The following is a 17194-nucleotide window of genomic DNA, read 5'->3' on the forward strand; positions in this document are numbered from 1 at the left end:
CCTGCGCCGGCTCAGCCCAATCCGTTGTTCACCTTCAATACTTTGGCCACTTCGTCGATCACCTGGCGCGGATCGGCGCCATCGCGATAGAACATAACCTGATTACCCAGGGGGTCGATTAGATAAAACCCCTGGTTTCCGGCCGGCAACTCCGTTTCCGCCTCATGCGGCAGGCTGTGAGGCACCTCCAGCGGCGCAGATCGATCCGCGACCTGTAGTGCCACTCTGGTCATCCTCGCGGTAGCCTCGCCCTGCGCTCTCTCAATCTGGCGCATAGCATGCCAGCGTTGCTGGCAACGGCCGTGGCATTCCGCGCCCAGCACCGCTGTCAACACCCATTTACCGCGCGGCCACCCCGGCTGCACCGCGGCGGTGAACGGGCGGGTGGGCAGCAACTGGCCGTAACTGCGCCCGCCTTGCGGCGGTAGCAACCAATAGGCCAGCCAAGCGGCCAATACCGGAGCCAAACACAGCAAGCCCATCGCCAGCAAGGCCGCGCGTCCGCGATTAATGGATTTCATGCCTACGCCTCCAGATCAGCCAGCTTGCGCCGCTGATGCATATGCCCAGCAACAGCCATTGCAACGCATAGGCGTAGTGGCGGTCTGGCATGAACTCGGGTACCACTGGCCAGTGCAGCAAAGGCGCTGGGGAGTTTTCCAAGACCACCACCCCCTGGAACCAATGGCCTGGGTAGCGCTTGCGCAATGCGTCTTCGTCCACCTGGTCTACGGGCCCCTCTGCGCCTTTTGTCGCGTCGGAAAGTACGAAATGGCGAGGCGTCGGCATCCGGTACCCCTGCGCGACAATCTGGTCTGACCGAAAGTCAGGCAAACTTGCGCCATCGACTAGCCAGCCCAAATCCAGCAGCACCATAGAGTGGTCCGCTCCCTGCCGCCACGGCTGCAGAATTCGACGCCCGCTCTGCCCCGCCAAATAACTGTTGCGCAGCTCGATCACCGGCCCCACTGGCTCGCCATGATCCAGTCTGACCCGGGTAAATTCAGGAGGCGGCTCGGCATCCCGGAACACCAGCTCCACCGGCGCGGTACTCATCGCGCTGGTCAACGAGCGCAGCAGCACTTCCTTGTCTTGCCCCCTTTGCCACTGCCATACTCCCAGTACATATGGTAATAAGTTGATTACCAATAGAAACAGCCATAGCAGCCGCCGCCATCTAGACTGTGGCTTATGTTCCGGATCAGTATGCGTGGAGGATACGGTCATGAAACTCGTCATCCTGTTGTTGCTCGTCTGTATCGTACTGGCCCTGTTCTGGGGGCTAACTGGGCTGATGAAGGCCGAACACGGCTCTCAGCGCCTGGTCCGCTCGCTGACTCTGCGGGTTGGGTTGTCCATAGGATTATTCCTGCTGCTGCTACTGGGAGCGCTATTCGGCTGGTGGCGCCCGCACCATGTCTGAACGCCCGTCTCATAACCAGTAAACGAAGATGAATAGCAAAAGCCACACCACATCCACAAAGTGCCAATACCAGCTGGCCGCCTCAAAAGCGAAATGATGCTTGGGATCGAAGTGGCCGCTCATGCTGCGCAGCCATACCACGAACAAGATGATGGAACCCAGCAGCACATGCAGGCCATGGAAGCCGGTCAGCATGAAAAAGGTCATGCCGTAAGCGCCCGAAGCCAAGGTCAAATTCAATTTGCTGAAAGCGTGGCCGTATTCATGCATCTGTAAGCTCAGGAAAGTGCAGCCCAACAGCACGGTCAATAGTAGCCCCAGCTTGAACTGGCGCCGTTTTCCCTGCAGCAGCCCCCAATGCGCCCATGTGACGGTGGCGCCCGAGCTGAGCAGAATCAGCGTATTCAGCGATGGCAGGCCCCAAGCTTCCATCGCCTGGTAAGCCTGGGAAATGCCGGGGCCGGTGGATAATGGCCATGACGCTTCGAAATCCGGATACAACATTTTGTAGTCCAACGACCCCAGTTCCGGCACCGATACCATCCTCACCCAGAACAGCGCGCCGAAAAAGGCACCGAAGAACATCACTTCGGAAAAAATGAACCAGCCCATGCCCCAGCGAAACGACATGTCCTCCCGTCCCAGATAGACGCCCAAGCGGCTCTCGCGTATCACGTCGCCGAACCACCCGACCAGCATCACCACCAGGATAAGCGCGCCCACCCCCAGCGACACCTTGCCCAACAACATGCCGTTGACCGCGAACGCGGCGCCCAAGCCGATGCAGAACAGCGCCAGCGACCCCACCATTGGCCAGCGCGACGGCGACGGCACGAAATAACGGTTCTGCTCTTCCACGCTTGCCATGTCACTCCTCCTAACGGGTCACCCAGGACACCAGCAATAACAGGGCGACGATCAGCCCTCCCGCCAGCGCCAGCGCGGTCACGATCAACTGCCACGGTTTGAGCGCCTGATCCGCCTGCGAGGCGGTGCCCCTGCGCACGCCGATGAAAGCGCCCAACACCGCCTTCATGCCTTGTCCCCAACTCATGACGCTCCTCCCTGGCCCGGCACGTCGAACACGGTGTACGCCAAAGTGATGCTGGTGATCGAGGCCGGCAGCTTGCGGTCTATCACGAACACCACCGGGAAGGTTCGGGTCTCCCCCGGCTGAAAACGCTGCTGGGTAAAGCAGAAACACTCCAGTTTCTTCACGTACTCGCCGGCCTCCGCCGGCAAATAGCGCGGCAGCGCCTGCCCCACCACCGCATGCGGGCTGGCATTGGTGATGCGATACTGCACCTGGACGAAAGTGCCGGGTTTGACTTTCAGATGCGTGGTGAGGGGCTGCACCTGCCAAGGCAAGCCGGCCTGCACCGTGGAGTCGAAAGTCATCCGAACCTCACCATCGCCGGCAATCAGATCGCCATGCTGCAAAGCATCCGCCTTGACGATGTCGTTGAGGCCGATCTGATCGCAGACGATGCGGTACAGCGGAATCATCGCCCAGGCAAAGGCGAACATCAGCGCGACAATCAGCGTCAGCCGCCTCACCAGCCTCAGATTACGCCGCCGCATCGCCATCGCGTCCATGTCATTCCCCCGGGTGGGCATGCCCCGATCCGGTGTCTTGGCAGGACAGGATCACGCCGTTCTCACCGACCTCAAGCTTCGGAGCCTGCTCGAAACTGTGATAAGGAGCAGGCGTAGGCAGCTCCCATTCCAGCGTGTTGGCCCCCTCCCAAGGCTTGTGCGGCGCCTTCTCGCCATGCCGCAACGAATGCAGGATGTTGTACAAGAAGATCAATTGCCCCAAGCCGAACATGAAGGCGCCCACGCTGGCGATGCGGTTGAAATCTGTGAACTGCAACGCGTAATCGGGAATCCGCCGCGGCATGCCGGCCAGGCCCAAGAAATGCATGGGGAAGAAGGTGACGTTGAACCAGATCATCGACCACCAGAAGTGCAGCTTGCCAAGCTTCTCGTCGTACATCCGGCCGCTCATCTTGGGGAACCAGTAGTAAATGGCGGAGAACAGGCTGAACAGCGCGCCGGCCACCAGCACGTAATGGAAATGCGCGACCACGTAGTAACTGGCATGCAGCTGGATATCCACAGCCGCCACGCTGAGCGTGATGCCGGACAGGCCCCCGATGGTGAACAGCAGGATAAAGCCGATGGAGAACAGCATCGGCGTTTCGAAGCTCATCGCCCCCTCCCACATGGTGGCGATCCAGTTGAACACCTTCACGCCGGTAGGCACCGCGATCAGCATCGTCGCGTACATGAAGAACAACTGGGCGGAGGCCGGCATGCCGGTGGCGAACATGTGGTGCGCCCACACCATGAAAGACAGGATGCCGATGGAGCTGGTGGCGTACACCATCGAGGTGTAGCCGAACAAGGGCTTGCGTGAGAAGGTGGGAATCACTTGGCTGACGATGCCGAAGGCCGGCAACGCCATGATGTAGACCTCGGGGTGGCCGAAGAACCAGAACACGTGCTGGTAAAGGATGGGGTCGCCGCCGCCGGCCGCGTTGAAAAAGTGGGTGCCGAAGTGGCGGTCGGTCAACACCATGGTCACCGCGCCGGCCAGCACCGGCATCACCGCGATGATCAGATAGGCAGTGATCAGCGACGCCCAGGCGAACATCGGCATCTTCATCATCGTCATGCCTGGCGCGCGCAGATTGAGTATGGTGACGATGATGTTGATCGAGCCCATGATGGAGCTGATGCCCAGGATATGGATGGCGAAGATGGTCAGATCCATTCCCACGCCCAATTGAGTGGACAGCGGCGCGTAAAGCGTCCATCCCGCCGCCGCCGCGCCGCCGGGCACCGCGAAGGACAGCAGCAACAGCGCCGCCGCCGGCGGCAACAACCAAAAACTCCAGTTGTTCATCCGGGCGAAAGCCATGTCCGGCGCGCCTATCATCATGGGCAGCATCCAGTTGGCCATGCCGGTGAAGGCTGGCATGATGGCACCGAACACCATGATCAGGCCATGCAGCGTGGTCAGCTGATTGAACAGCTCCGGCTCGAAAAAGCGCAACCCGGGGCTGAACAATTCTGCGCGTATGCACAGCGCCAACACGCCGCCAGTCAAAAACATCGTGAACGAGAACCACAGGTACATCGTGCCGATGTCCTTGTGATTGGTGGCCATCAGCCAGCGAGCCAAGCCATGGGGCTTGCCGTGATGCGCCCCCCCGGCGTGGGTGGTTTCCGCGATTGCCATGAGTCCGACTCCTTATGCCGCCTTGCCGCGCGCAGCCTTCACTTCCCTGGGCTGCACGACCTGGCCGGTATGGTTGCCCCAGCTGTTGCGCTCATAGGTGATCACCGCCGCGATGTCGGTATCGGACAATTGCTTGCCCCAAGCCGCCATCGCCGGATTCTTCTTGCTGCCGAACAGCACGATCTGGATATGGCCTGCCTTGTCGCCGGTGACGATGGGAGATCCGTCCAACGCGGGGAAGGCGCCTGGCAAGCCCTTGCCATTCGCCTGGTGACAGGGTACGCAGTTCTGCGCATACACCTTTTCGCCTCGCGCTTTCAAATCCTCCAGTTTCCAGAGCTTGCTGGGGTCGTCGGCGGCGGCGGCCATCTGCTTGAGCTTGGCGGCTCGCCACTTGTCGTATTCCGCCGGCGACTTCGCCTCCACCACGATGGGCATGAAGCCATGATCCTTGCCGCACAGTTCCGAACACTGGCCGCGATAGACGCCGGGTTTTTCGATCAGCATCCAGCTATCGCGCAGGAAGCCGGGAATGGCATCCTGCTTGACGCCGAGCTGCGGCACCCACCATGAGTGGATCACGTCGTTAGCTGTCAGGAGCAGCCGTATCTTGCGTTCGGTCGGCACCACCAGCGGCTCATCCACTTCCAACAGATAGTTCGCGGGCTTCTGGGCCGCGCCCTCTATCGCCTCGCGCGGGGTGGCGAGGTGGCTGACAAAGCCGAAATTGTCGTCAAGGTAGTCGTAGCGCCATTTCCATTGATAACCGGTGATCTTGATGGTCATGTCCTCGCTGCGCGTGCTTTTCTGTGCCAGCACTGCCCGCGTGGCGGGCACCGCGATGATTACCAAAATCAACAGCGGCACCACGGTCCAGATGATTTCCACCGTGGTGTTTTCGTGAAATTGCTTGGCCTCGTTGCCGACCGATTTCCGGTGGTGGAAGATGGAGTAGAGCATCACCAGAAACACCACGGCGAAGATCACGCCGGTCACGATCAACAGCATGGTGTGAAGGTGATATTCGGTGCGCGCGAGTGGAGTGACTGGCGGCTGCAGGTTGAACTCGGCCGCGGCCGCGCCCTGAGCGGCCAGCAGCAGGCATAGCGGAATGCGCAAACAAGACATGTTGCCCCCTAAGGTCGGAACGACCGACACAATGCACTGCATGCACAAGCACCGGCTTGCCGCCGGCATGCTTTCATCGTAGGAGCAATGTCAAGAAAAACAAGAAGACGTCATGACGCGCCGCAATGCGCGGAGACATGAGCATGGAGGGCCGGCGCCGTCCGCCCGGAGGGCGCTCAAGCCGCCGGTTGGTAGGGAATTTCCAGCAGCAGCGGAGCCGGAATGTGGCGCTTCAGCGTATCCAGATTTGCCGTGTAGGCCGCCTGCGGCGGCTGCGCGCAATTGGCCACCCAGCCCGCCAGCTCCAGCCCGCTGTCGCACACAGCCTTCGCCGTCAGCAAGGCGTGGTTGATGCAGCCTAACCGCATCCCAACGACAAGGATCACCGGCAATCCCAAAGAACGCGCCATGTCAGACATGAATAGGCTATCGGACAATGGAGCCAGCCAGCCGCCCGCGCCCTCCACCAACACGATGTCGGCTTGTGTTTGCAAACGCCGATAATGATCGACGATACGCGGCAGTTCGATTTCCACTCCGGCTTCGCGCGCGGCGATATGCGGCGACACCGGCGGCAGAAAACGGTAGGGATTCATCCATTCCAGATCGGTCTGTCCCGTGGCGGCGGTCAGCCTTGCCACATCGTCGTTCCACCAACTTCCGTCTGGCAAGATCTCGCAACCCGACGCCACCGGCTTCATCGCCAGCACCCGCTTGCCTTGCTCCTGGTACAACCGTATCAGCGCGACCGCAGAATGGGTTTTGCCTATTTCGGTATCGGTGCCTGTGATGAAAAATCCTTGGCTCATCTGATTACCCATGCCTTTGATCATAAGCGAGGCTGGCCGCCTCCAGCTTTTCGATATCCGCGGCGCACACCGCATCGCGCAACGCCTCGAACTTGCCTTCCGGCCATGCGTAAATGTCCAGCGCCCGCAGTCGGGAGACCACCTCGGGAGCGAACCGATGGCGGATCAGCCCCGCCGGATTGCCGCCGACGATGGCATAGGGTTCGACATCTTGGACCACCACGCTGCCAGCGGCGACAATCGCGCCCTCGCCTATCGTGACGCCGGGCATGATCATGGCTCGCATACCTATCCAGGCCCCGTCTCCAATCACGGTATCGCCCTTGCCCTTATATGCTTCCACGATGCGGTCCGCAAAAGGATAGAGGCTGAACCAGTCGGCTCTATGAGTATGATTGCCGCCCATCAGGATCACCGCCTCGGCGCCGATGCAAACATAGTCGCCGATATGCAGTTGATCGATCGGCCATTGCGGCTGCCAGGTTCGCAGGCTGTAGCCGTCGCCATAGAGATAGCGGACCACTGAAGCTTCGAAACCCTCATCCCAGGCGCCGCTGTAGTAGCTGTGCGTCCCTTTGACCTGGATATTGGGATTGCGAACAGCCTGATGAAGCAGTTCCATCTTGGACCAATGTTTATCTTGCTGCGCCATCTGCCTGACCCAAACTGAAGAACAGCCTGATGTTCTACACCAGCCCGCGCCATTCTTCCAGCCTAACCCTTTGCCTCAGGCCGAACGCCGGCGCGAGGCGAAAATCGAACAGGCGGATTTAGTCATAAAGATCAGTCGCTTTCGCGATAAACCATGCCGCAGGCATGGCAAAATCGAGATTCCACAATTCTGCTTGGGAACTCGCCATGAAAGAAAGCGAAGCTTTGGCCGCGCTGGCCGGCATGGGCATCATGGTACTGGTAGTGGTAGGCGCGTTGATGCTGGCGGTCAGCATCTTTTACTTCATCACCCTGCATCAAACGATGAACGCCATCGGCGAAACGCGCCGCCCCTTCGCCGGGGGCTTGATCTGGCTGGCGCTGATCCCAGGATTGGGCCTGTTCTGGTATATGGCCTACATTCTGCTGCTGTCCAGCGCGCTGAAAAAAGAGCTGGCGGAACGGAGGCTGACCGGCGACGGCGCGTTCGGCATCAGCCTCGCCCTAGTGATCCTGCAAGCGCTGTGCCTCATTCCCTACGTCAATCTTCTGGCCGCCATCCCGGCCTTGATACTCTGGATCGTCCACTGGGTGAAGATGGCCGGCTATCGCAGGCTGCTGCAACCCAGCCAAGCGGCGTTGGCTGCATAAGGCCGCGCGCGTTTCTCAAGCGGGGCGCCTGCGCCCCGCCGGGAAAATGCCAAAAACAACCACAAACAAACATTTAAAAACCATTGCCATGGTAAACTGAAAAGTTTTTGCGACCTCATCTGGAGACTACACATGGCAGAGGACGATATCCTCACCCTCATCGCTGGCATGGGCATCATGGCGATGTTGATGATCGGCATCCTGGCGCTGATCGCCCAAGTATTCTATTTCCTCACTTTGCACAAGACCATGGACGCGGTCAGCGAACAGAACCGTCCCTTCACAGGCGCACTGATCTGGCTGGGCCTGATTCCGCTCCTTGGACTGGTCTGGTGGATGGTCTACATCCTGCTGCTGTCGACCTCCATCAAAAAAGATCTGAGCGCCCGCCAGATCCCCGGCGACGGCGGCTTCGGCATCACGCTGGCGCTGGTGATCCTGCAGGGACTGTGTTTCATTCCTTATCTCAACCTGCTGGTCTTCATCCCCATGATCGTGCTGTGGATCATCCACTGGACCAAGATGGCCGCATTGCGCAAGCAGCTGCAGCCGCCGCAATCTTTCCAGTTTTCCTGACCGTGGGAGCCGCGCCCTCGACGTGCCAACGCCGACCTTGTGGGTCGGCGTCGTGCCGTCGGCCTTGTGGGCTTGGGCGCGATAAGTTCGGCCGGGTAGGCCTGCGCAGGATTTCACGCGGGATGGGGTGAAAGCCTTTTGGCTTGGCGGCCCAAGCCGCGGGGCGCAACGACAAGAACGGGATGGAAAACCTTGCCGCCTCCCCGCGGCGATGGGCTGCCGCACCGGGAACTTCAGATGGATCAGACCACGGCCTGGGCGCTCACTTTCTCTTCAACCGTCAGTTTGTTCAACGCCGACAGATAAGCTTTGGCGCTGGCGACGATGATGTCGGTATCGGCGCCCTGCCCGTTGACGATGCGGCCGTCGATGGACAGCCGCACGGTCACCTCGCCCTGAGACTCGGTGCCCTTGGTGATGGCGTTGACCGAATACAGCTCCAATTCGGCTCCGCTGGCGGCGACAGCCTCGATCGCCTTGAAGGCCGCATCCACCGGACCAGAGCCGCTGGACTCGCCGTGGCGCTCTTCGCCGTGCTCGACGAACACGATGCTGGCCAACGGCGGCTCGCCGGTCTCGCTGACGACTTTCAACGACACCAGCTTGTAATCCTCGCGCTCGATGGTGACCATCTCGTCGGACACCAGCGCGTGCAGGTCTTCATCGAAGATTTCGCGCTTCTTGTCGGCCAGCTCCTTGAAACGGGCGAAGGCGGCGTTCAACGCTTCCTCGCTGTCCAGCACGATGCCCAGCTCGGCCAACTTGGTCTTGAAGGCGTTGCGGCCGGACAACTTGCCCAGAGTCAGGCGGTTGGCGCTCCAACCCACGGACTCCGCCGACATGATCTCGTAGGTTTCGCGGTGCTTGAGCACGCCATCCTGATGAATGCCGGACTCGTGGGCGAAGGCGTTGGCGCCGACGATGGCCTTGTTCGGCTGCACCGGGTAGCCGGTGACGGTGGACACCAGTTTGGACGCCGGCACGATCTGGGTGGCGTCGACGCGACTGTCCACGCCGAACACGTCGCGGCGGGTCTTCACCGCCATCACGATCTCTTCCAGGCTGGCGTTGCCGGCTCGCTCGCCCAGGCCGTTGATGGTGCACTCCACCTGGCGCGCGCCGCCCAGCACCGCCGCCAGGCTATTGGCCACCGCCATGCCCAGGTCGTTGTGGCAGTGGGCCGACCAAACCACCTTGTCGCCGCCCGGCGTGCGGGCGATCAGTTCGCGGAAGAAGGCTTCGGTCAAACGCGGCACCGCGTAGCCGACGGTGTCCGGCACGTTCAGCGTGGTGGCGCCGGCCTCGATCACCGCGCCGAAGATGCGGGCCAGGAAGTCGATGTCTGAGCGCAGCGCGTCCTCGGCGGAAAATTCGACATCGTCGGTGTATTCGCGGGCAATCTTCACCGCTTTCACCGCCGCGTCGACCACCTCGTCCGGGCTCATCCGCAGCTTCTTCTCCATATGGATGGGGCTGGTGGCGATGAAAGTGTGGATGCGGCCGCGCGCGGCCGGCTTGATCGCTTCGCCGGCGGCGCGCACATCGCGCTCGTTGGCGCGCGCCAGGCTACAGACGGTGGAGTCCTTGATCGTTTCGGCGATGGCGTGGATGGCGTCGAAATCGCCTGGGCTGGCAGCGGCGAAACCGGCTTCGATGATGTCCACGCCCAGCCGCTCCAACTGGCGCGCGATGCGGATTTTCTCTTCCTTGCTCATCGAAGCGCCCGGCGATTGCTCGCCGTCGCGCAAGGTGGTGTCGAATATGTAGAGGCGGTCGCCCATGTCGATAGTTCTCCCAGCTCCCTGTGCCGGCTCGCCGACCAGATAGTCGTTGAAATCAAAGCGCCGGCCTTGTCCAGCGGCTAGTTGCGCCAACCGGCTCAATTGGGTCAGCGGCAGGCTGCCGCGCTCTCTCCATTTGTATATCGCTGCCCGGCTCACCGGCTCGTCGGGGAACAGACGGTTCAGTTCGTCGGCCAGATGGCTCGGCCCGCCGAAGTCCGCGACCAGTCGTTCAATATCCACTTGCATCAATGTGCTCCTGCAGCATGTTTCGAACCAGACTACTCAAACATGAGACACAAGGTCAAATTTGATAGAAAAAATCTGTATCAAATTCGTCACACCGCATGTCTAACTTTATTTTTTAGACAAATTGTAGAATTCAATCGCAAAAAAAGACGCCCCCAGGCGCCCGCACAACCGCGGTAAAGCATCTAACTTGGCGACAGCCAGGGCAGACTGACATGAAACGCCACGCCCCGGCCCTCCAACCCCTCCGTCATCCGGATGCGGCCGCCCTGCGCTCGCACCGCCTGCCAAACAATGGCGAGACCCAGGCCGGAACCCGGAGCAGACGTCGCCTTGCCCCGGTAAAAACGCTCGAACAGATGTGGTTTGTCCTCGACGGCAATGCCAGGCCCATCATCCGTCACCGCCAACTCTATCCGTCCATCGACGGCGGCAAGGCGCACCCGGACGCGACCGCCGGCTCGGCCATACGCCACCGCATTGGACAGCAAGTTATCCACAATGGAGAGGAAGGAAACCAAGGCCAGGCTAGCCAGCAAGCCATCTGGCGACTCCAGTTCCAGCTCCATGCCCTTTTCTTCCGCTCGCGGCAACAAGCCGATCAAGGCATTGCGCGTCACCTCGACCAGATCGACCTGTTGCCGGCGCTCGCTCTCCACGCCTTCCAGCGCCGCCAGTCGCAACAGCTGCTGCACCAAATGGGAATGGCGGGCCACCGCCTGCTCCAAAGCGGCCAGGTTTTGCTGCCTGGCCTCGGCATCCTCCTCGCGGGCCAAGGCATGCGCCTGCGTGGAAATCACAGCCAACGGCGTGCGCATCTCATGGGCGGCATCCTGCACGATGGTGCGCTCGCGAGCGATGCTGTCGCGGCTGCGCCTCAGCAACTGGTCCAGCGCCTGGACAATGGGCTTCAACTCCCGGTAGGGCAAGCGCATGGACAAGGGAGAGAAATCATCGGAAGCGCGACGGTTCAGATAATCCGCCAAGCGCCTCAGCGGCAGCAGGACTAATGAAAAAGAGATGGCCAGGGGCACAATATATCGCTTAGTGAGAAAAGGCAGCACTTCCTCGTCTGGAATCAGCGGCTCGAACACGGTCAAATATCCAGCAGGATAGAGACGCCCGGCCACCCGATACGCTTTTCCTTTCAGCTGAACCACGCCCTTATTCAAATCGCGCGCAGGTAGCGCGGTGGCCGGGACGCCCGGCGAAGCGTAGATCCGCTCGCCTTGCCGCGTGCGCGCGGAAATCAACAAATCGCCCGGGTGATCGATCTCGACCTTGGCAGCCACGTTGATGCGCCGCGATGTGTTGAACAAACGATCCGCTGTCTGCAAGGCTTGCCGATTTTGCTCCATACGGCCAGGCGACAGCACCTCGGAAAGCAGATCGGTCACGTTCCACAAAACTTGGCGGCGGGATTCCGACGACCTGGACTCCTTGTATTCCCACCCGACCAGCGCCAGCCATATCAAGGCGAAAGCCAGCAACAAAACTAGCAACACCCGCTTCGTCAGCGACGGCGCCAAACCGTCCGCCAGCCGCTTAAACCACATACTGATAGCCCACGCCGCGCACGGTGCGGATGCGTTCGGCGCCTATCTTACGGCGCAGATTGGACAAGTGCACCTCTATCGTCGCGCCGTCGACAATATCGCCAAGCGGCTCCAGACGTTGCCCCAGCACCGTTTTCGACACGATGCGGCCAGGATCGCGCGCCAGCTCCACCAATAATCGGAATTCGCGAGGCGACAAGTCCAACGCCAGACCGTCTAGCCAAGCCAAGTGCACGCGGGGCTTGAGGCTCAGCGCGCCCAAACTCCAGACTTCGCTGGCCTGGCGGGCGCTGCGGCGGCATACCGCCCGCACTCTCGACACCATTTCCGACACCGCGAACGGCTTGCACAGATAATCATCGGCACCATCATCCAGACCCGCCAATTTATCGTTCAAATCGGCGCTGGCCGTGATCATGATCACCGGCACGGCGATCTGTCTGGCCCGCCAGGCGCGCAATAACGCCAAGCCGCTGCCGTCCGGCAGGCCCAAGTCCAACAATACGCAATCGAACCGGTCCGGCTCGAACAGGGCGTCCGCATCCGCCAGCTGGCGCACCCATTCGGTCGTCACCGCTTCGGCTTTCAACGCGGCTTGCAAAGCCCGGCCCAGATCCAAGTCATCCTCAACGATCAATAGATGCATTTTCGTTTTCACCGCAACAATCTTTGGCTTAGCAAAAGGTTGGCATACGCATACTTGCGCCATGCGAACGGGATGCCCTCTCTTTGCGCTTGCCATGGAGTATATGGTCGCGCGCTCAAGACAGACAATCGGCTGGCCATCCAAACCCAGGATGAATTGCCCGCCCGGCGACCCGCCCTTTTCACTCCACCCAAAGGAATATCCGATGAAACAGCATGCCGTATTGATACTGCTCGCACCTTTGCTGGCAAACGCCGCAGAGAATGAACAAGACGGTTTTGCCGGAACCCTCCAGCTAGGCGTCAGCCACTATCAACTGGCCAGCAATTTCCTCAAGGCGCCGAACGGCGTCCCCCCAGCGCCGCCAGCCTGACGCAATCGCCGGCCTCGCAATCCGGCACCGCCCCCCTGTTCGAAGGCGAATGGAGCTATCGCTTCGCCGGCACAGGCACCCAGCTCTTCATCTCGCCTTCCAATACCAGCACTTTCGCTACGGGAGGCGGCATGCAGTTCGGCGCGCGCCAGAAGCTGCCGCAAGCCGGCTCGGTGTCGGCGGCGCTGACGTATGGCGAAAGCGAGGTCTGGCTGGACCCCTATGCTTTGAATGCCTCGCGCCAGGACGGCAAGCTGAAAAGCGCGGGTCTGGCGCTGGGCTGGTCGAACATCCTGAATACGCCATTCAGCGCCGACCTCAGTTACGCCAGGCAAAAGCTGGGCAATGAGCGAAGCGGAGAGGCTCAAGGCTTGACGCTGGCCGATCAAGCCCTGCTGCAACGCAATGGCAACAACTACGGCGTCCAAGCAGCTTATGCCTGGAAATTGGACAAACAGGGCGCGCATACGCTGACCCCCGGCCTGATATACGCGCGCGCGGATCTGGACGGCAAGGCGATGAGCACCCGACGCTACGGGATGCAATTGGCTTACGCCTACCAAGGCGCTGACTGGGGCGCGACGACCTCGCTCGTCGCGCTCCGCACCCGCTATCAAACCGGCAATCCGATCTTCGCCGGCCAGAAAGCGGATAGCCGCAACACTTTGCTCAGCCTGGGCCTGACCCGGAAAAACCTGTTCGGCGCCAAGGCCTGGTCTGCCTTTATCAGCGGCAACTATGGCCGCTCCGACTCGGACATCGCTTATTTCAACGAGCATATCCGGGAGGTTTCCATCGGCATGGGCTACCATTTCTGATCCAGCCGAAACGCGCGGCGATCGTCGCCAAGGCGCACGCTGGCGGCCCGCCATTCAGCGCGGCGCCAGATGGCTGCGACGCCTCCTGTCGCGCGCTCGGCCACTAAGGGAAACCGGCGGGGCGCGCGCGAAAGCGCCGCGTCATCGGCAGACGGCGGGCCAGCTGCGCTTAGCTGCGATATAATGGGCGGTTAAACTCATCATCAGGAAATGCCCGTGTCCGAACGCCTGTTCGTGCTGTTGCAGCACGCGATGCCCAAGCTGGCGCTGACCCGGTTCGCCGGCTGCTTCGCCAGTTGGAAGGGCGGCAGCATCACCACGGCCGCCATCCGCCGCTTCATCGCGCGCTACCACGTCGACATGAGCGAAGCCGCCAGCAGCGATCCGGCCGACTACGCCACCTTCAACGACTTCTTCACCCGCGCGTTGCGTCCCGGCGCGCGGCCGCTGGCCGACGCCCGCCTGGTTTGCCCGGTGGACGGCGCGGTCAGCCAGCTGGGCCCGATAGACAGCGGCCGTATTTTCCAGGCCAAGGGGCGCGACTACAGCGCCACGGCGCTGCTGGCAGGCGATGCCGAACTGGCAGCCCGCTTCGCAGACGGCCATTTCGCCACCATCTATCTCAGCCCGCGCGACTACCACCGCATCCACATGCCCTGCGCCGGCAAACTGCTGGAAATGACCTACGTGCCCGGCGAGCTGTACTCGGTGAACCCCGCCACCGCCCGCGGCGTGGAGCGGCTGTTCGCGCGCAACGAGCGCGTGGTGTGCGTATTCGAAGACGAGCAGGGACAACCGTTCGTGATGGTGCTGGTGGGTGCCACCATCGTCGGCAGCATGGCCACCGTCTGGCATGGCGTGGTCAATCCGCCGCGCCGGCCGGCAGTGGAAAAATGGGATTACCGCGGCCAGAACATCCGCCTGGCCAAGGGCGAGGAGATGGGCCGCTTCCTGCTCGGCTCCACGGTGGTGCTGCTGTATCCTGCCGGCCCGCTGAAGTTCAATCCGCAGTGGCAAGCCGCCAGCCCGGTGCGGATGGGCGAGGCGATGGCATCGTAGAGCCGCGCCTGGGATCGGAACGCAAAACGGCTGTCCCTTGCACGCAGCTCCCACTGCGAGACGGACAGCCGTTTTTCCAATCCGCGGCAGCGGGCCAAGGCCGACAGGACATACGCGAAGCGATGCCTTAGCTTACTCGCACTTGCATTGCAGCGTGACCTTGTAATCTTCATCGCCGCCGCGGGAGACGATACCCAGCGTGCCCAGCTTGAGCATGATGTCGGTGGCGGTTTTCGCCGCCTTCATCACCTCGCCGTCCCCCTGGTCTTTGGACTCTTCCTTCCGATCCAGGATGACCAGCTTCTTGTCTTGCTTCTTGCAAACCTCGCCGGCCTTGCCGACTGCGTTTTCTACCGCATCCTTGTACGAAGCCGCGGTAGCCACCGCGGTAAAGCTGCCTTCCTGCTGCGGCAGGATCGTGGCTTTAAAAGAAGAGCATGCCGACAACCCTGCGACGACACCCAGCAACAACGGCAAACAGATTTTGTGTTTCATGAATTTATCTTGGTTTTCAACAGCTTTTCAGCAGTAGATCAATTACTCGGAATCTACAATATTAATGAAAACTAACATTTACTACAAAGTTTATTTCTAAGCTTATTTCTTTATGTTATTTACGTAAAAAAGCCGGGCTTGCGCCCGGCTTCGTCATCAACAACCAACCGTTGATCGATCAGTTCTTGGACTGGTCCACCAGCTTGTTCTTGGCGATCCACGGCATCATCGCGCGCAGCTCGGCGCCGACCTTCTCGATCGGGTGGGCGGCGGTCAGGCGGCGGCGGGCGGTCATGGATGGGTAGTTGGTCTTGCCTTCCAGGATGAACATCTTGGCGTACTCTCCGCTCTGGATGCGGTACAGCGCCTTCTTCATCGCTTCCTTGGTGGCGGAGGTCACCACTTCCGGGCCGGTCACGTACTCGCCGTACTCCGCGTTATTGGAGATGGAGTAGTTCATATTGGCGATGCCGCCTTCGTACATCAGGTCGACGATCAGCTTCAGCTCGTGCAGGCACTCGAAATAAGCCATTTCCGGCGCGTAGCCGGCTTCCACCAGCGTTTCAAAACCGGCCTTCACCAGCTCCACGGCGCCGCCGCACAGCACGGCCTGCTCGCCGAACAGGTCGGTCTCGGTTTCCTCGCGGAAGTTGGTCTCGATCACGCCGCCCTTGGTGCCGCCGTTGGCCGCGGCGTAGGACAGCGCCACGTCGCGCGCCTTGCCGGACTTGTCCTGGTAGACGGCGATCAGGGTCGGCACGCCGCCGCCCTTCAGGTATTCGGAGCGCACGGTGTGGCCCGGACCCTTCGGCGCCACCATGATCACGTCGACATCGGCCGACGGCACGATCTGGTTGTAATGAATGTTGAAGCCGTGGGCGAAGGCCAGCGCCGCGCCCTTCTTCAGATTGGGCGCGATGTCCTTGTGGTAGACATCCGGCTGGGATTCGTCCGGCAGCAGGATCATCACCACGTCGGCCTTCTTCACCGCCTCGGCCACTTCCTTGACCTTGTGGCCGGCCGCTTCGGCCTTCTTCCACGACGCGCCGTCCTTGCGCAGGCCGACGATGACATCGACGCCCGATTCCTTCAGGTTCTGCGCGTGCGCATGGCCTTGCGAGCCGTAGCCGATGATGGCTACCTTCTTGCCCTTGATGATGGAGAGGTCGGCGTCTTTGTCGTAATAAACTTTCATTTCTTTATCCTTGGTATTGGTTTGCTAAGGGACTTGCAGCCCTGCTCAGATTTTCAGAACCCGCTCGCCTCGACCGATGCCGGATGCGCCGGTACGGACCGTTTCCAGGATCACTGTGCGGTCCACCGCCTCGATAAAGGCGCCGAGCTTCTCGCTCGTACCAGTCAGCTCGATGGTGTAAGTCTTTTCCGTCACGTCGATGATGCGTCCGCGGAAGATGTCGGCCATCCGCTTCATCTCCTCGCGGTCCTTGCCTACGGCGCGGACCTTGATCAGCATCAGCTCGCGTTCGATGTGTTCGGATTCATTGAGGTCTATCACCTTGACCACCTCGATCAGCTTGTTGAGCTGCTTGGTGATCTGCTCGATGACTTCGTCGGAACCGTGGGTGACGATGGTCATCCGCGACAGCGTCGGGTCCTCGGTGGTGGACACTGTCAGCGAATCGATGTTGTAGGCGCGGGCCGAAAACAGCCCCACCACGCGGGACAAGGCGCCCGCTTCATTTTCCAGCAAAATGGATAGGATATGTCGCATACC

General features: G+C 60.9%; 21 protein-coding genes. 6 read left to right on the forward strand and 15 right to left on the reverse strand.

Annotation, left to right across the window (positions count from 1 at the left end; all coding sequences use genetic code 11):
- Positions 1-11: 11 nt before the first annotated feature.
- On the reverse strand, positions 12-521 hold the full coding sequence (locus DK842_RS06250) for a hypothetical protein (protein ID WP_114060690.1): 510 nt from the start codon (positions 519-521) through the stop codon (positions 12-14).
- A complete protein-coding gene (locus tag DK842_RS06255; RefSeq protein WP_168194824.1) occupies positions 508-1227 on the reverse strand; it encodes an SURF1 family protein in 720 nt (239 codons plus the stop codon). Before DK842_RS06255 ends, DK842_RS06250 begins: the two co-directional genes overlap by 14 nt.
- Here DK842_RS06255 and DK842_RS06260 point away from each other — a divergent pair.
- A complete protein-coding gene (locus DK842_RS06260) occupies positions 1226-1423 on the forward strand; it encodes a DUF2909 family protein (RefSeq protein WP_114060692.1) in 198 nt (65 codons plus the stop codon). The two genes, DK842_RS06255 and DK842_RS06260, sit on opposite strands and share 2 nt — an antisense overlap.
- A gap of 9 nt (positions 1424-1432) precedes the next feature.
- Here DK842_RS06260 and DK842_RS06265 read toward each other — a convergent pair whose 3' ends face one another.
- The 7 genes from DK842_RS06265 to DK842_RS24065 all read right to left on the reverse strand — a co-directional run bounded on the left by DK842_RS06265 (position 1433) and on the right by DK842_RS24065 (position 7256).
- The gene (locus DK842_RS06265; protein WP_114060693.1) at positions 1433-2290 is read right to left on the reverse strand and encodes a cytochrome c oxidase subunit 3; all 858 of its coding nucleotides are present in this window, start codon (positions 2288-2290) and stop codon (positions 1433-1435) included.
- Positions 2291-2300: 10 nt separating this feature from the next.
- Positions 2301-2477 (reverse strand): DUF2970 domain-containing protein, encoded by a 177-nt coding sequence (locus DK842_RS06270; protein WP_114060694.1) that lies wholly within the window; start codon positions 2475-2477, stop codon positions 2301-2303.
- On the reverse strand, positions 2474-3040 hold the full coding sequence (locus tag DK842_RS06275) for a cytochrome c oxidase assembly protein (protein WP_232538608.1): 567 nt from the start codon (positions 3038-3040) through the stop codon (positions 2474-2476). Before DK842_RS06275 ends, DK842_RS06270 begins: the two co-directional genes overlap by 4 nt.
- Positions 3021-4667 (reverse strand): cytochrome c oxidase subunit I, encoded by a 1647-nt coding sequence (ctaD, locus tag DK842_RS06280; protein ID WP_114060696.1) that lies wholly within the window; start codon positions 4665-4667, stop codon positions 3021-3023. The genes DK842_RS06275 and ctaD overlap by 20 nt, the downstream gene beginning before the upstream one ends.
- A gap of 12 nt (positions 4668-4679) precedes the next feature.
- A complete protein-coding gene (gene coxB / locus DK842_RS06285; RefSeq protein ID WP_114063642.1) occupies positions 4680-5795 on the reverse strand; it encodes a cytochrome c oxidase subunit II in 1116 nt (371 codons plus the stop codon).
- 176 nt (positions 5796-5971) lie between these two features.
- Positions 5972-6604: a dethiobiotin synthase gene (bioD, locus tag DK842_RS06290; RefSeq protein WP_114060697.1), complete on the reverse strand. Its 633-nt coding sequence runs from the start codon at positions 6602-6604 to the stop codon at positions 5972-5974.
- 4 nt (positions 6605-6608) lie between these two features.
- Positions 6609-7256 (reverse strand): CatB-related O-acetyltransferase, encoded by a 648-nt coding sequence (locus DK842_RS24065; RefSeq protein WP_114060698.1) that lies wholly within the window; start codon positions 7254-7256, stop codon positions 6609-6611.
- 206 nt (positions 7257-7462) lie between these two features.
- On the opposite strand from DK842_RS24065, the gene DK842_RS06300 reads away from it, so the two are divergent.
- Positions 7463-7906 carry a hypothetical protein gene (locus DK842_RS06300; protein WP_114060699.1) on the forward strand — a complete coding sequence of 148 codons (444 nt, stop codon included), beginning with the start codon at positions 7463-7465 and terminating at the stop codon, positions 7904-7906.
- Between the two features lie 132 nt (positions 7907-8038).
- On the forward strand, positions 8039-8482 hold the full coding sequence (locus DK842_RS06305) for a hypothetical protein (RefSeq protein ID WP_114060700.1): 444 nt from the start codon (positions 8039-8041) through the stop codon (positions 8480-8482).
- Between the two features lie 242 nt (positions 8483-8724).
- On the opposite strand, the gene DK842_RS06310 is transcribed toward DK842_RS06305, so the two are convergent.
- From DK842_RS06310 to DK842_RS06320, 3 genes are all read right to left on the reverse strand, one after another.
- Entirely contained in the window at positions 8725-10512 is a 1788-nt protein-coding gene (locus DK842_RS06310) for a 2-isopropylmalate synthase (RefSeq protein WP_114060701.1), read from the reverse strand.
- A 185-nt stretch (positions 10513-10697) separates the two neighbouring features.
- Positions 10698-12014, reverse strand: a complete 1317-nt coding sequence (locus DK842_RS06315) for a sensor histidine kinase (protein WP_168194825.1) — start codon at positions 12012-12014, stop codon at positions 10698-10700.
- Positions 12015-12057: 43 nt separating this feature from the next.
- Positions 12058-12714, reverse strand: coding sequence for a response regulator (locus DK842_RS06320; protein ID WP_046156262.1), 657 nt, complete (start codon positions 12712-12714; stop codon positions 12058-12060).
- 205 nt (positions 12715-12919) lie between these two features.
- On the opposite strand from DK842_RS06320, the gene DK842_RS23350 reads away from it, so the two are divergent.
- The 3 genes from DK842_RS23350 (at position 12920) to asd (ending at position 14964) form a co-directional block, all read left to right on the forward strand.
- Positions 12920-13087: a hypothetical protein gene (locus DK842_RS23350; RefSeq protein WP_168194826.1), complete on the forward strand. Its 168-nt coding sequence runs from the start codon at positions 12920-12922 to the stop codon at positions 13085-13087.
- A 35-nt stretch (positions 13088-13122) separates the two neighbouring features.
- Positions 13123-13905, forward strand: a complete 783-nt coding sequence (locus tag DK842_RS06325; protein ID WP_232538663.1) for a DUF2860 family protein — start codon at positions 13123-13125, stop codon at positions 13903-13905.
- 216 nt (positions 13906-14121) lie between these two features.
- Complete coding sequence (asd, locus tag DK842_RS06330; protein WP_114060704.1) at positions 14122-14964, forward strand: archaetidylserine decarboxylase; 843 nt, start codon at positions 14122-14124, stop codon at positions 14962-14964.
- A 132-nt stretch (positions 14965-15096) separates the two neighbouring features.
- Here the strand turns inward: asd and DK842_RS06335 are convergent, their stop codons facing one another.
- From DK842_RS06335 to ilvN, 3 genes are all read right to left on the reverse strand, one after another.
- Positions 15097-15459: a hypothetical protein gene (locus tag DK842_RS06335; protein ID WP_114060705.1), complete on the reverse strand. Its 363-nt coding sequence runs from the start codon at positions 15457-15459 to the stop codon at positions 15097-15099.
- A 178-nt stretch (positions 15460-15637) separates the two neighbouring features.
- Positions 15638-16654: a ketol-acid reductoisomerase gene (ilvC, locus tag DK842_RS06340; RefSeq protein WP_114060706.1), complete on the reverse strand. Its 1017-nt coding sequence runs from the start codon at positions 16652-16654 to the stop codon at positions 15638-15640.
- 45 nt (positions 16655-16699) lie between these two features.
- Entirely contained in the window at positions 16700-17191 is a 492-nt protein-coding gene (gene ilvN / locus DK842_RS06345; RefSeq protein ID WP_114060707.1) for an acetolactate synthase small subunit, read from the reverse strand.
- Positions 17192-17194 lie beyond the last annotated feature (3 nt).

The organism is Chromobacterium phragmitis (genome assembly GCF_003325475.1).
GTDB classification, from domain to species: Bacteria; Pseudomonadota; Gammaproteobacteria; order Burkholderiales; family Chromobacteriaceae; genus Chromobacterium; species Chromobacterium phragmitis.